The 14102-nt window shown below is 55.9% G+C and carries 13 protein-coding genes and 4 tRNA genes; 11 read left to right on the top strand and 6 right to left on the bottom strand.

Annotated features, from left to right (window positions below; genetic code table 11):
• Positions 1–183 precede the first annotated feature (183 nt).
• The 11 genes from ACJJIF_RS19705 (at position 184) to ACJJIF_RS19655 (ending at position 8959) form a co-directional block, all read left to right on the top strand.
• On the top strand, positions 184–1998 hold the full coding sequence (locus ACJJIF_RS19705; protein ID WP_444929969.1) for a tetratricopeptide repeat protein: 1815 nt from the start codon (positions 184–186) through the stop codon (positions 1996–1998).
• Complete coding sequence (lolB, locus tag ACJJIF_RS19700) at positions 1982–2623, top strand: lipoprotein insertase outer membrane protein LolB (protein ID WP_444929968.1); 642 nt, start codon at positions 1982–1984, stop codon at positions 2621–2623. The genes ACJJIF_RS19705 and lolB overlap by 17 nt, the downstream gene beginning before the upstream one ends.
• A gap of 63 nt (positions 2624–2686) precedes the next feature.
• Positions 2687–3592, top strand: coding sequence for a 4-(cytidine 5'-diphospho)-2-C-methyl-D-erythritol kinase (gene ispE / locus ACJJIF_RS19695; RefSeq protein ID WP_444929967.1), 906 nt, complete (start codon positions 2687–2689; stop codon positions 3590–3592).
• A gap of 11 nt (positions 3593–3603) precedes the next feature.
• Positions 3604–3678, top strand: a tRNA-Gln gene (locus ACJJIF_RS19690).
• 356 nt (positions 3679–4034) lie between these two features.
• Positions 4035–4964 carry a ribose-phosphate pyrophosphokinase gene (locus ACJJIF_RS19685; RefSeq protein WP_108735320.1) on the top strand — a complete coding sequence of 310 codons (930 nt, stop codon included), beginning with the start codon at positions 4035–4037 and terminating at the stop codon, positions 4962–4964.
• Positions 4965–5153: 189 nt separating this feature from the next.
• Positions 5154–5768, top strand: a complete 615-nt coding sequence (locus tag ACJJIF_RS19680; protein WP_444929966.1) for a 50S ribosomal protein L25/general stress protein Ctc — start codon at positions 5154–5156, stop codon at positions 5766–5768.
• Between the two features lie 5 nt (positions 5769–5773).
• Positions 5774–6370, top strand: coding sequence for an aminoacyl-tRNA hydrolase (gene pth, locus ACJJIF_RS19675; protein ID WP_444929965.1), 597 nt, complete (start codon positions 5774–5776; stop codon positions 6368–6370).
• A gap of 202 nt (positions 6371–6572) precedes the next feature.
• Entirely contained in the window at positions 6573–7664 is a 1092-nt protein-coding gene (gene ychF / locus ACJJIF_RS19670; RefSeq protein WP_413663075.1) for a redox-regulated ATPase YchF, read from the top strand.
• 37 nt (positions 7665–7701) lie between these two features.
• Entirely contained in the window at positions 7702–8652 is a 951-nt protein-coding gene (locus ACJJIF_RS19665; RefSeq protein ID WP_444929964.1) for a DMT family transporter, read from the top strand.
• Between the two features lie 116 nt (positions 8653–8768).
• Positions 8769–8845: transfer RNA gene (locus ACJJIF_RS19660), tRNA-Met, on the top strand.
• A gap of 39 nt (positions 8846–8884) precedes the next feature.
• Positions 8885–8959: transfer RNA gene (locus tag ACJJIF_RS19655), tRNA-Gln, on the top strand.
• A gap of 109 nt (positions 8960–9068) precedes the next feature.
• On the opposite strand, the gene ACJJIF_RS19650 is transcribed toward ACJJIF_RS19655, so the two are convergent.
• The 6 genes from ACJJIF_RS19650 to ACJJIF_RS19625 all read right to left on the bottom strand — a co-directional run bounded on the left by ACJJIF_RS19650 (position 9069) and on the right by ACJJIF_RS19625 (position 14031).
• Positions 9069–10133, bottom strand: a complete 1065-nt coding sequence (locus tag ACJJIF_RS19650; RefSeq protein ID WP_444929963.1) for a sulfite exporter TauE/SafE family protein — start codon at positions 10131–10133, stop codon at positions 9069–9071.
• A gap of 151 nt (positions 10134–10284) precedes the next feature.
• A complete protein-coding gene (locus tag ACJJIF_RS19645) occupies positions 10285–10992 on the bottom strand; it encodes a SapC family protein (RefSeq protein ID WP_444929962.1) in 708 nt (235 codons plus the stop codon).
• Between the two features lie 671 nt (positions 10993–11663).
• Positions 11664–11738: transfer RNA gene (locus ACJJIF_RS19640), tRNA-Cys, on the bottom strand.
• A gap of 237 nt (positions 11739–11975) precedes the next feature.
• The gene (locus ACJJIF_RS19635) at positions 11976–12299 is read right to left on the bottom strand and encodes an alpha/beta fold hydrolase family protein (protein WP_444929961.1); all 324 of its coding nucleotides are present in this window, start codon (positions 12297–12299) and stop codon (positions 11976–11978) included.
• Between the two features lie 9 nt (positions 12300–12308).
• Positions 12309–12800, bottom strand: a complete 492-nt coding sequence (locus ACJJIF_RS19630) for an alpha/beta fold hydrolase (RefSeq protein ID WP_444932385.1) — start codon at positions 12798–12800, stop codon at positions 12309–12311.
• Between the two features lie 49 nt (positions 12801–12849).
• A complete protein-coding gene (locus tag ACJJIF_RS19625; RefSeq protein WP_444929960.1) occupies positions 12850–14031 on the bottom strand; it encodes an MFS transporter in 1182 nt (393 codons plus the stop codon).
• Between the last annotated feature and the right edge of the window lie 71 nt (positions 14032–14102).

Raw genomic sequence — 14102 nt, 5'->3', positions numbered from 1 at the left:
AGCGCATTTTCATAGGCTGTCGCCTCCCTTGCAAGCACATGAGCCAGTAAAATTGCCCGCCGATTTGGCAAGAGCCCCAGCCCACGACCGTTCTAACCCCGATTCACGACTAGAATTATATGGCGATAATCGCTTAAAACACGCCAATTGCCAGTCTTTAGCGACAACGTATGGACACGATCTATGCTCCCTCCTCGCGCACTACAACGCCCCACCCATATTGACAACCACCTGCTCAAGCTCGCCGCCGTGTTTTTGTCCCTGGCGCTGACCGCCTGCACGCAGAGCCAGACCTCAGCGGCCCCCACCGAAGAGCCGGCGACAACAACGCAGGAACCGCAGAGTCTGAAAGAAAAGACAGCCCCGCAGCCAGCCGCAGCGGAGGTCAAAAGCTTTCCTATCGATACCTTCTACACGCTCTTGGTCGCCGAAGTTGCCGGCATCCGCGAGCACTACGATATCGCACTGGCCAACTACTACCGCCAGGCGGAGATCACTAAAGATGCCGGGGTTGCCGCCCGCGCAACGCGTATCGCCCGCTTCTTAAACGCCCGCCAGGCCGCTTTGGACTCCGCCCAGTTGTGGGTGGAGCTGGAACCGCAAAGTGCCGATGCACAACTGGCCCTCACCGTCGAGCTGGCCCTGGCAGGCAACTTACACCGAGCCCTAATTCACGCCGCCAAGACCCTGCAACTGGGCGGCGATCCGCCCATGCAATCCCTCGCCGCCACGGCCATTGGCCACGAACAGCTGACCGCGCAGGCCAAGCGGGAGTTTGCCCGACTGGCCGAGGACTACCCCCTCAATGACGAGGCCGTACTCGCCTACGCCATGGTGCTGCGCACCGAGCAAAAATTTACCCGCGCCCTCTCCCTGGTACACCGCGTGCAGGAGCGGCACCCGAACCAATTGGATGCCCCGCTGCTGGAGAGCCACCTGCTGGTTGATCTGGGCCGGCGCCAGGAAGCCATTGCCCTGCTCGAACGACTTGTCGGTATTCACCCCTCCGAGAGCCCGCTGCGCCTTCAGTATGCCCGTCTGCTTATTCGCGAGGACCTGGCCCTGGCTCGCCAGCAGTTTGCCGAGCTGGTGCGACAGAGCCCCGAGGATGGCAACCTGATTTTTTCGCTGGCCCTGATTCAATATGAAACCGATCAGGCCGACGAAGCCAAAATGCTCTTTACCCAACTGATCGAGCTACAACAGCACGAATCCGCTGCACATTTTTACCTGGGTGGCATCGCAGAAAAATCTGGAGACTTTTCCAGCGCAGTGAAACATTTCCGCCAAGTGGGCCCCGGCAGCGATTACGTGGAGGCCATTACCCGGGGGACAGAGTTGCTGGCGAGCCTGGGGCGGCACAACAGCAACCGGGAGTGGTTTGCCACACTGAGGAAAAAGCACCCCAGCCAAGAAGAACATTTTTATCTGATGGAGGTCGAATTACTGCGCAAAAGCGGTGAGGCCGACGCGGCGTTGCAGCGAATAGAAGAAGCGTTAAAAATTAACAGCGGCAACGGTCGCTTGATCTACACCCGCGCGCTGCTGCACGACGAGCTCGGCAATACACAACAATTCGAAGAGGACCTGAGAATCCTGCTGGAAAGGGACCCCAATAACGCCACGGCCCTCAACGCTCTCGGCTATAAACTGATTGATGACAAATCGCGCCACGCGGAAGCCTATCGATTGATCAGCCGCGCCCTGGAACTCGAACCGGAAGACCCGGCAATTATCGACAGCATGGGGTGGATAGAGTACCGTCTGGGTAATTACGCCGCTGCGGAAAAGTACCTGCGGCAGGCGATGGATAAACATCCCGATCACGAAATTGCCGCACACCTCGGCGAAGTACTTTGGGTTCAGGGAGACAGGGAAGCGGCACTGAGAATATGGAGACGAGGCCTTCTGCTCAATCCCCACAGCAAGCTTATTCCGGCCGCCATGCAGCGCCTACAAATCAAAGAGTCACTGGAACAACATGCATCAGATCACTGACCAAATAACCGCGCGAAAATTCTATTTATTCCTGCTGGCCTGCCTGGCAATAATAGTTTCTGCCTGTAGTGGACAAAAACCTCAGCCGGAACCCCAGCCAAACGAGCGCAGTGAAAAGCCAACACCAAAAACGGTAGTGGAATTTACCCAGTGGAATCTCAAAGGCAAACTGGGCGTGCGCTCCCCCAAAGAAAACGGCAGTGCCAACCTGGCCTGGCTCCAGGGCGGCGCTGAGAATTTTCGCCTGCACTTAAGCGGCCCTCTCGGTGCCGGCACCACGGTAATTACCGGCTCCGCCGGTGGCGTCAGTTTGGTGCGCGGCAGTGAAGCACCGGTTTATGCGCGCAACCCCGCGCAGTTGACCCAAGAAGCACTGGGCTGGCCCCTACCCGCCCGGGAAATGTTTTACTGGGTGCGGGGCCTGCCCGCCCCCGGCGCCAAAAGTGGTGAAAAACGCAATGCCGAGGGCCAGCTGCAAAGCCTGCAGCAATCCGGCTGGGCGCTCAGTTTTAGCGACTACCGCAAGGAGGGCACCTTTGTCCTGCCCACCCGGATAAAAGCGCAAACCAACAGCCCCGCAGGCCCGGTATCTGTCACCCTGGTGATTAAAGACTGGGGGTTATAAATGCCGAAAGCGCAGCATACGGGTATGATGGCGAGCCTGTAATTTACCGATCCACTGTGCCCCATGCTGCTAACCCTGCCCGCCCCTGCAAAACTCAACCTGATTCTGCGTATTCTCGGCCGTCGCCCAGACGGCTATCACGAGTTACAAACTTTATTCCAGCTTCTCGATTACGGCGATTCACTGGAATTCAGTGAGCGCAGCGACGGGATAATCAGCGTGGATGCCGGCACACTGGATGTGGCGGAAAAAGACAACCTGGTATTTCGCGCTGCGCAGCTATTGCGCCAGCACGCGGAGCCTGCGCGACAACATTCACTCGGTGCGCATATTCGCCTGATAAAAAAATTGCCACACGGCGGCGGCATCGGTGGCGGCAGCAGTGATGCGGCAACGGCGCTGCTCGGGCTCAACCATTTGTGGCAGTGCCAATTATCCATCGCTGCACTGGCAGAACTCGGGCGGCAGCTGGGTGCCGATGTCCCGGTTTTTGTGCGCGGGCACACCGCTTGGGCCGAGGGGGTTGGCGAAAAATTAACCCCAGTGGCCACCGAGCAACGCCACTATTTAGTGGTCTCAACTGGTTGCGAAGTGAGCACCGCGAAAATTTTTTGCAATTCAGGTTTGACAAGAGATTCAGTCGCAATTACATTAGCGGCCCTTCGCGAGGAGCAGGCCAACGAGATGCAACTCGACAGCGAAAAACTGGAACAACTTTCCGGTAACGACTGTCAGCAACTAGTTGAAAAGCTCTACCCTGAAATACGCGATGCCAGAGAGTGGCTCGAGCAATTTGCTCCGGCACAACTCACCGGCACCGGGGGTTGCATTTTTGCAGCATTCCCCACGGCAGAGGCAGCCCTTGCGGCACAGGCCAAACTGCCAAAAGCGTGGCAGGGTTTTACAGCGACAGGTGTCTTGGTCTCACCGACACACCGAGCGCTAGCGAAAATCTCCTCAACCTACTGAGGAAACATTACTGGGGCGTAGCCAAGCGGTAAGGCAGCGGGTTTTGATCCCGTCATGCGAAGGTTCGAATCCTTCCGCCCCAGCCACTTTCTTTATATGCAATGGCACATTCAAAAAACCGGTTCCGACATGATTCAGTCTACACTGATCCAACCGGCCCAGGCCATTCGCACAGGGCTTCAGCAAGCCACCCCCCAATTTTTACCGAATCCTGAAGGCCGACTTGAGCGCAAGCGCCCGATGGTTGTGCGAGCACGCACCCAGAGCAACCCGTTGAGCGAAGGAAAAAACCGTGGCCAAAACCCTGTTTTTATCCGCGCAGCAGTGCGCCGCCCAACACAAAAGTGTTGCCGCAAAAACTCTGTCTGCTAGCAAATATGCAGACATCTACACTTCAATTCACTTCAAGACAGAATTAAAGGAACTCGCAGTGGCTGACTTAATGGTCTTTACCGGCAACGCAAACCCGGAACTGGCGCAGAAGGTTGTCGACCATATGGCGATCCCCCTGGGTGAAGCCACGGTTAAGCGCTTCTCCGACGGCGAGATTGCAGTAGAAATTACCGATAACGTGCGCGGCCGCGACGTTTTCGTGGTGCAATCCACCTGCCAACCCACCAACCGCAACCTGATGGAGCTGATCCTGCTGGTAGACGCCCTGCGCCGCGCCTCCGCCGGCCGCGTGACCGCAGTAGTTCCCTACTTTGGCTACGCCCGCCAGGATCGCCGCGTAAGATCCCAGCGCGTGCCGATCTCCGCAAAAGTGGTAGCCGATATGATGGTGAGTGTGGGCATCGACCGCGTACTGACCGTCGACCTGCACGCCGAACAGATCCAGGGCTTCTTCGACGTTCCCGTGGATAACGTTTACGGCTCCTCTGTCCTGCTCGACGATATCGAGCGCCAGAAGTACCAGAACCTGGTGGTGGTATCCCCAGACATCGGTGGTGTTGTACGCGCCCGCGCCGTGGCCAAGAGCCTCGACTGCGACCTGGCCATCATCGACAAGCGCCGCCCGGCCGCCAACGTTGCCGAAGTGATGAACATTATCGGTGAAGTCAGCGGTCGCACCTGCCTGCTGGTAGACGATATGGTCGACACCGCCGGCACCCTGTGTAACGCCGCCAACGCCCTGAAAGAGCACGGCGCCGAGAAAGTTGTCGCCTACTGTACCCACCCGGTACTGTCCGGCAACGCCATCACCAACCTGAACAACTCCGTTCTGGATGAGCTGGTGGTTACCGACTCCATCCCCCTGGGTGACAAAATGGAGAAGGCACCGAAAATTCGCCAGCTGACCCTGTCTGCCATGCTGGCCGAATCCATGCGCCGTATCAGCAATGAGGAATCCCTGTCCGCCATGTTCCGCTAGGAGCTGGTCGAGCCAGGTATCCCTGCGCCCCGCACGCCGGGGCACTTTGCCTTTAGCGCTGATTCCCGTAGAATACGCGCCCGCCCGGCACCGCCGGGCAATTACTTTTGGGCCCAGTGCCCATTTAACATCCATGCCAGAGCGCTCCGGTCGCAGGTCACTCTGGACAGACAACCCGAGGTTTATCCCATGTCTGATATTAAATTGAACGCCATTGCCCGCAGCGATGAAGGGAAAGGTGCGAGCCGCCGCCTGCGTCGCCTGGAAGGCCGTGTACCCGGCATCATCTACGGCGGTGAAGCAGAGCCTGCTTCTATCTCCCTGCTGCACAAAGACCTGACCAAAGCTCTGGAAAACGAAGCTTTCTTCTCCTCCATGCTGACTGTTGACGTAGACGGTAAAGAAGAGAAAGTTATCCTGCGCGACCTGCAGCGTCACCCGGCCAAGGCCCTGCTGCTGCACATCGACTTCCAGCGCGTATCTGCCAACACCAAAGTACACGTTAAAGTACCCCTGCACTTCCTGAACGAAGACAGCAGCAAAGGTGTTAAGGCTGGCGGTATCGTTTCCCACACCCTGACCGAGCTGGAAGTTAACGCTCCTGCCGGCAAGCTGCCCGAGTTCATCGAAGTGGACCTGGCTGACCTGGAAATGGACGGCATACTGCACATCTCCGACCTGAAACTGCCAGAAGGTGTTGAGTCTGTGGACCTGAGCCACGGCGAAGACCACAACCTGGTTGTAGCTTCTATCCACAAGCCTCGTGGCGCTGTAGAAGCTGAAGCCGAAGCTGGCGAAGAGTAATCGCTTTGGCTGCGGCACCGGATACCCCGATTCAGTTAATTGTCGGCCTGGGAAACCCCGGGGCGGAATACGATCGGACGCGACACAACGCCGGTGCCGACTTTGTTGTCGAGCTGGCCCGCCAACACGGCGCCCAGCTCAGCCTCGACAGCAAGTATCACGGCCTCAGTGGCCGTGTGCGGGTCGGCAGCCAGGATATCCGGCTGCTGATTCCCACCACCTATATGAATCGCAGTGGCCAATCTGTCGGCCCACTGGCGAACTTCTTCAAGATTCCCCCGGAAGCCATTCTGGTCGCTCACGATGAGCTGGACCTGACCCCCGGTATCGCGCGCCTGAAAGCCGGCGGCGGTCACGGCGGACACAACGGCCTGCGGGATATCATCGCCGCACTGGGCAACAACCGAAACTTTATGCGCCTGCGACTCGGCATCGGCCACCCCGGCAGTTCGAGCGAAGTGGCCCGGTTTGTACTCCAGCGAGCCCCCAGGGCGGAACAGGAAACACTGGCTGACGCCATCGATCGCGCGATCGACGTACTGCCCACCGCCGCCTCTGGCGACTGGGGCGCAGCCATGAAAACGCTGCACACCAATAAGTAGATCCCACCCGGCTTGCCTTTTGTCGCGGAGATCTCGATAGTGTGCTGCGCTAAATTGCCGGTATTCTCCCGGCTGGCCCGGACCCTTTGGTGGCCGAGACACCCCGCCCACCCAAAATCCCGCCAGCACAACCACTACCGGACTTCAAACGCAATAAGCAGAGTGCGCGCTGTGCGCCTCGGGCAAACGGAAAAATATCACCATGGGTTTTACTTGCGGTATTGTCGGCCTGCCTAATGTGGGCAAATCCACCCTATTCAACGCATTGACCAAAGCGGGCATCGATGCGGAAAACTTCCCCTTCTGCACCATCGAGCCCAATGCCGGTGTGGTGCCGGTACCAGACCCCCGCATCGACAAGCTGGCTGAGATCGTCAAGCCGGAAAAGGTCATTCCCACCACCATGGAATTTACCGATATCGCCGGTCTGGTTGCGGGCGCCTCCAAAGGTGAAGGCCTGGGTAACAAGTTTCTCGCCAATATCCGCGAGACCGACGCTATCGCCCACGTTGTGCGCTGCTTCGAAGACGACAACGTTATCCACGTCGCCAACCAGGTACACCCGGTAGCGGATATCGAGGTGATCAACACCGAGCTGGCCCTGGCCGACCTGGACACCGTGGAAAAGGCCCTACAGCGCTTTACCCGCGCCGCCAAGGGACAGGACAAGCACGCGATCAAGATGAAAGCGCTGCTGGAAAAAATCCAGCCACACCTGGATGAAGCCAAGCCGCTGCGCTCTTTCGAGCTTTCAGAAGACGAGCTGGCAGACCTGCGCGAGCTGAGCCTGCTCACTATCAAGCCCACCATGTATATCGCCAACGTGGACGAAGATGGCTTCGAGAACAATCCGCATCTGGATGCTGTAGCTGCCATCGCCGCTGAAGAGAACGCAGTACTGGTACCTATCTGCAACAAGCTCGAAGCGGAAATTGCCGAGCTGGACGACGAGGAAAAGCAGGAGTTCCTGGAAGAGCTGGGTATGGAAGAGCCGGGCCTGAACCGCGTGATCCGCGCCGGCTACCAGCTGCTGGGCCTACACACCTACTTCACCGCTGGCGTGAAGGAAGTGCGCGCCTGGACCATCCCCCTGGGTGCCACCGCTCCCAACGCCGCAGGCAAGATTCACACCGACTTTGAGAAAGGCTTTATCCGCGCCGAAGTGATCAGCTACAGCGATTACATCGACAATAACGGTGAAGCCGGCGCCAAAGACGCCGGCAAATGGCGCCTGGAAGGCAAGGACTATATTGTTGCCGACGGCGACGTAATTCACTTCCGCTTCAACGTCTAAGCGCCTCGCCTTTTTTGCCTCCCCACCCCGGGGAGGCATGCCCACCAGTGTAAACACCATGGCTCAATCTAACTGGAAAGTCGGCCTGCCCCTGACGCTGATTACCGTATTTATGTGGGCCGCCCTGCCCATCGCCTTCAAAGGGCTGCTCGAGTATATCAGCCCCGGCACCGCCACCTGGTATCGCTTTGCCGGTGCGGCACTGCTGGCGGGCCTCTACTACGGCCAGGCACGCAAGTTACAGCTCAGGCCGCTATTCAGTCGCGATCTGCTGCCTTTTACCGCCCTCGCCGTTATCGGCCTTCTGGTGAACTACCTCACCTACGCCAGCGGACTCAAATACATCACCCCCGGCGCCGCCCAGGTTGTTATCCAATTGGCCCCGCTGCTCCTGCTGATCTCCAGCGTGCTGTGGCTAGGGGAGCGCTTCTCCCCGCGACGCTGGGGCGGCGTAGCACTGGTAGTCACGGGCCTATTGCTATTCTTTAACCAGCGCCTGGATGAACTGACCAGCGGTGCCGGCGGCGACTACCTACTGGGACTCGGCTATATCCTTGTCGCTGCCGCCGCCTGGGCGGTATACGGCTTTTTCCAAAAGAAAATATTGAGCCACGCCACACCTCAAGACCTGCTGGTAGTAATCTATATCGCCGGCACCCTGTGCTTCCTGCCGATGGCTGAACCACTGAAGGTTTCCCACCTCGGCTGGCTCGAATGGCTTCTCCTGGCATTTCTCACCGCCAACACGCTGATCGCTTACGGCAGCTTCAGCAAGGCGCTGGCGCACTGGGAGGCATCCAGCGTCAGCGCGACCCTGTCTCTGGTGCCAGTGGTCACCCTTTTGTTCAGCACCCTGATCAGCCGCATCTGGCCCGACTATATTGCAGTGGAGCCGCTCAACTGGATCAGCTGGACTGGTGCCGGCGCCGTTGTGCTCGGTTCCGCCCTCGCCGCAATCCGCTCCCGGCGCCGTTCTGAGCCCCTTTAGACACCAGATGATAAAAAACGCTAACTATCTGAAAAGAATACAAAAAAAGTGTTGACACCCCCGGCCCATCGTTTAATAATGCGCGCCCTCGGGACAGCCGAGACAACAAAAGAAATGGCAAGGTAGCTCAGCCGGTTAGAGCGCAGCACTCATAATGCTGAGGTCGGGAGTTCGAGTCTCCCCCTTGCTACCATTTCAAATCACAGAGACTATTCTTTGTGAACCTTGAAACTGGGGCGTAGCCAAGCGGTAAGGCAGCGGGTTTTGATCCCGTCATGCGAAGGTTCGAATCCTTCCGCCCCAGCCATCTTCCCGAATTATTCAGCCGGCCCGATTCAGGGCAGCAATCAAAAGCCAAATCGTTTATCTGCACAGCACCCGCCAGAAAACCTCTAGCGAACGCCACTATTGGCCAATTACTTCGGCAGCGCCACCCCGCTATTCGCAACAACCTCAACGCCATCCGCTTTTAGATCGGAAGTCGCAAGGCTGCGCCCTCGCTCCCTGCGCAACCCCAGGGCTCGCAGCCACTCAAATCCCGCCAGGCAGAGCAGCAGTGCCAGCAGCACCAGTGGGCCGCCATAGCCCCTCAGGGCCTCCCTCTCTGACACACAGGTCCACAGAAGCTGCACAACGCACAGAAAGGCCACTATAAGCAGTGTCGGCTTGCGACCCAGCAGGCTGACCGCAAAGACGCCCAGAGGCGCTCCCAGGGCCACTACCGGTGCCGCCGCCAACCAGTTCCCAAACACCCCCGGCTGCCAATCCCCGGCCAGCGACTTCACCAGCACCCCGAGCACCGAGCAAAACGCCATAATGACCACCGAGGTGGGGATTGCCACCTTGAGATCGACGCGACTCAGCAACACCAGCGCCGCATACACCATCATATCTACACCCACACCGGTCACCGCCACCACACAAAAGCCGGCAAAAGCTCCCAGCAGCAGGCCGACGCGAAAATCTGTCGGACACTGGGGATCACCGCCGTGCTCGCAGTCGGTAATTTCACTGAGTCGGTACAAATGGAATATCCCAAAGCTGCCCCACAGGACGGCAAAGGAAAGCTTTACCCAGAGCTCGGGGATTAGCGGGGCAAACAGCAGGATGCCGGCGGGAGTGGCCAGCAGGGAACCCAGCAGTGCCCCTCGCAACATCGACCAAGCCAACTGCTGGCGCCGACAGAGAATAAACAGGCTGGCGCTCACCATCCCTATCGACTGCACCGCAAAACTAAAATCCCGGCCGAGGCTCGCCGGCATATCAAATAGCAGCACCAGTACGGGAAAGCCAACGGTACCTCCCCCCATGGGCGTAGATCCCGCCGCATAGCTGCCGAGCGCCATCGCCAGGGCCATAGAGCCGTGCTCAAGCGCCAGGGCCAGGTTATCCCCCTGCGAGATCAGAAACAGCCACACAGCGTAAAACAGAGCCAGCCAGGCGAACCAATAGCGGAGGGAGAGTCGCACCACGTTTTTCATCTTGTTATTTGTGAGCTTAAGCGTCAGAGGAGGCTAATAGTGGTACGAGTGTAAGATGGGATCAAGACAAGATTTTACAGGCCGCCTCCCCGCTGGCTATTGCCCGCAGGGAGGGATTGCCCGACAGCTGCAACTATCGGGCGAAACGCGATTAGTTCAGGCGCTTCTTGCGAATCAGGTTTTGAACCTGCATGGACGACATCATGGAGGCGTAGATAGCCGGCAGAGCGCCGCGCTTGCGCAGCTCCAGGAAGTCCTCATCGGACAGCTTGTTCAGTTTCTCCTCATCGATCACAAAGAAACCGGTCAGATCGTAAGGCTTGTCGTCTTCGTTCACCCGCAGGGTCAACTTCTTCTGGGTCAGCAAGTCCTTGGATACCAGGAACTCGATAAAGGAATCTGTTACCGCAACACGCTGAGCAGTTTCAACCACCGCCTGGGCGCGATTCTTCAGGAAGTCAGTTTGCTCGCCCTTATCATCGAACAGTGCCTCGCCCTCAGAGTCACCCAACATTTTGGAATCCTCATCAATGCACAGCACCGCCTGATCCGTATTGTCTGGGTTCTTAACCAGGACGAAGGGATAGGTGCGAACCTGCAAAGGAATATAGCTGCCGTTCCAGCCGTCAGCGCCGGAGAACAGGTTTTCGCCGGGGCGCAGGCCGGTGAGCGCCACCACTTTAAACTGCTCGGTATTCTGGTCTTTAACGAACAGGATCGGGTAGCTCTGAGCCGCCTGTACGATTTCCTGAACCACCAGCGGCAGGATGTGATTGCCGCTTACATGGTCAAACGTAATGTCCTGGGTGAGTTTCAGGTTGGCATGTGCCTTTTTATCTAAAGCTTTGATCTGTGCCATAAGTACAACTCCTAGCTACTTTTATAGTTACTAAATTTTCAGAGATACCCTAACGTACCACTTTTTTACGCATCTACGATGACGAATGCCTCCCGGCAGTCACCGGAAACCAAAGCCCGCATTAAACAGGGAAGAAGCCCAACAGGCAAACAAAGTCCACCGCAACTAGCCTAAAGACAAATTTATTTGATAAAAATCACACTACTTGAGACCATCAAACCAAGTAGAGTCACCACCTGCGCCCCTCTCAGTCCCCCTAAAAACCTACAATTGAACACAATTCAACCAGCTTCAACAGGCAGTTCACCGATGCATCTCCGCTGCGCATCGGAAAATTGCTATCGCTATAAGGAGTGAACGTTTAAACGACCAGGGAAGGCTGGCTGTGGGACGGCGCGAACACCACAAAAATCGACGCTGCCGCTGTATTGCCCAGAACCTGGCTACCTGCATCGCAGCTATCGACACACCCCATCGGGCCACACTGAAGCACCGCAAGTTCGCAAGAAAAGAAAAGGGCTTCAGAGCACTATAGCGGAAGAAAATTCGAACGAAATACCACCAGCCGCCCACCGGGGACGCGGCATAAAAGCAGTACACAAAGGGGAATTGAAACTATGCGCAGCGCGGAGTTGTTGAAGGCTAACCACACAGCACCTAGGCAAAAAAAGTGGAGGCCAGGACCGGATTCGAACCGGTGAAAAACGGTGTTGCAGACCGTCGCATTTCCTCTCTGCCACCTGGCCATAAAAAAACCCGGGGTCTTCGCTCCGGGTTTCTTATACATTGCGGAAGCGAAAGCGCCTCCGGACAAATTTACATAAGCGCTCAAGTTGCTTGGCAGCAACTGAAACAAAGGCGTTTTAGCAAATTGTCTCGTCAAGTTGCGGCAAAGGATAATAGAACAAAGGTACTATTTCAACTGTTTCTATGCACCCGTGGTGTACTGCGCAACGCCAAGCTTATGGCCCAATAGGGTTTGGCTAGCGCCTTTCACGAGCCCCCTGATAAGTTCTTGCGTTAAGAGCTAATATCTCTTGGACAACTCTCTCGGGTTCATCATTTTGCGGGAAGTGATAACTTTTATCGGTCAAAACAATCCTCCCTTGAGGGAATTTGTTCGCCCAATTTGTATGCAACTCCCCCCATATCTCGCGCGCCTCGTCAACAAAGAAAAGAAGAGAGGGGTTCTCATACTTCTTAATCGAAGCTATCACAGTGACAGGGATATCTGGAATTTGCGGGTAATCCGGCAGAGGGCGTTTAGACCAGAAATCCAGATATTGATTTGACATGCCGTTTTTCAAGTCGTCCAGCTATACCTCGGCAATTTGCTCATTCGCCAGTTTCAAATCCAGAGCCCGTATAATATCTACATCGTGCTCCGAAGATGGTTCAATTAGCATCAGTGCAGCCACTTTATTGGGATATTGTGCCGCAAAGGTACGCGCGACATGAGCACCGTAGGAGTGCGCGATATAGGTAACCCTACCCTCAATCCCCAACACATCTAATAAAGCGCTCGCTCCCTGCGCGTAATCCTCAGAGCTAAAATGTCTTTTTATTGACGTAGAGTTACCATTGCCAACTCGGGAGTAGCGTATTACCCGCGCATATTTTGCCAACTCCGCATAGATCGGCTCCCAATCATCCATTCCCGCCGAGCCTCCTGCCTCAAGGAATAAGGTGACATCACCGGAACCCATCATCTCGTATTCAATGCGGTACTCACCAACATCAACCATTTCCGGCTTGGCGGCAGCACTGGAGGAAAGAGCAAAAATTATTAGCAGGAAAAATATGCGCATCACAAACCTCAGCTATAAATTGAAATTCTTATCGTACCCCAGAGGGCCGCTAAGTAGCGGCAAGCCTCGGCGTCAAGCGAGCTTCATTACCCGGCCCTGGCCGCTTCGGAACCAGCTGAGCCAACCCCAGTGAAATTAAAGCCATTAATGCCCCAGCAAAAAATACCATGGCTGGAGAGCTCAGCCAGAGCAGACCAAACAGTACGGGAATAACAACTGCGGCAATATGATTAATAGTAAAACTCACCCCGGCAGAAGCGGCGATATCCCGCTCATCAACAATTTTCTGGAAATACGTTTTGAGCGCAATAGCCATAGAGAAAAACAAGTGGTCAATAATGTAAAGTGCCGCCGCAATGGCAGCGCTCTCCGCCAAAGCATAGCCGGAAAAAACCAGTATTAACCCAATATATTCCAACGTGAGAATACGACGCTCACCAAATCGAACAATAAGTTGGCCAACTTTAGGTGCAACATATAAATTAAGAAGATGGTTCACCGTATAGAGTGCAGCTATCTCCCCCACGCTATAGCCAAACTTTTCCACCATCAGGAAGCTGGCAAATACTATAAAGATCTGCCTGCGTGCCCCACTCATCATAGTCAGTGCATAGTAGAGCCAGTAGCGTTTACGCAGGATCAGCTTTTTATGCTGACTGTGAGACTGGGGAAACTGCGGAAAGACAACCCAGGCGCCCAAAGCAATAACAACTGTTACACCACCGCCGATTAGATAAACCCACGAATAATCGAGCCCTGCAACATTCATCAGCCCCCACACTAAAGCATACGCCAGCAGTGCAGCAAAGGAGCCGGCCGCCGCCATACGCCCCATCCAAATCGCGGAAGTTTGCTTGGGAAACCATTGAAGAGCCAGTGAGGTCTGCAAGGTCTCATAAAAGTGAAATCCCACAGACATCAATAAAGTTGTGAGCAATAGTCCGGTAAGTGATGGGTAAAACCCTGTTAGCATCACCCCAAGCCCTGTCACTACCAGAGAGAGTACCGCCAGGCGCTGCTCCCTAATCAGCAATAGTACAAAGACTACCAGAAAGGCTAAAAATCCGGGGATTTCCCGCACACTCTGCAACAGACCAATATCCGCCCCAGTAAATGCGGCTTTTTCAATAACAAAGTTATTGAGCAATGTGTTCCAAACAGAGAACGAAATCGGTATCGAAGCAGCTAAAATTAATAGAAGCACTTCAGGCCGGCGAAGACGTTGTAGCATGAGTGAACCCCCGCAAAAGGAGATCGCAATATACGCCCTTATTACATAACTGTAAAACTGTGAAAACAATA

It is taken from the genome of Microbulbifer regidiadema (SeqCode), assembly GCF_052467605.1.
This window is presented reverse-complemented; position numbering and strand designations above follow the sequence as displayed.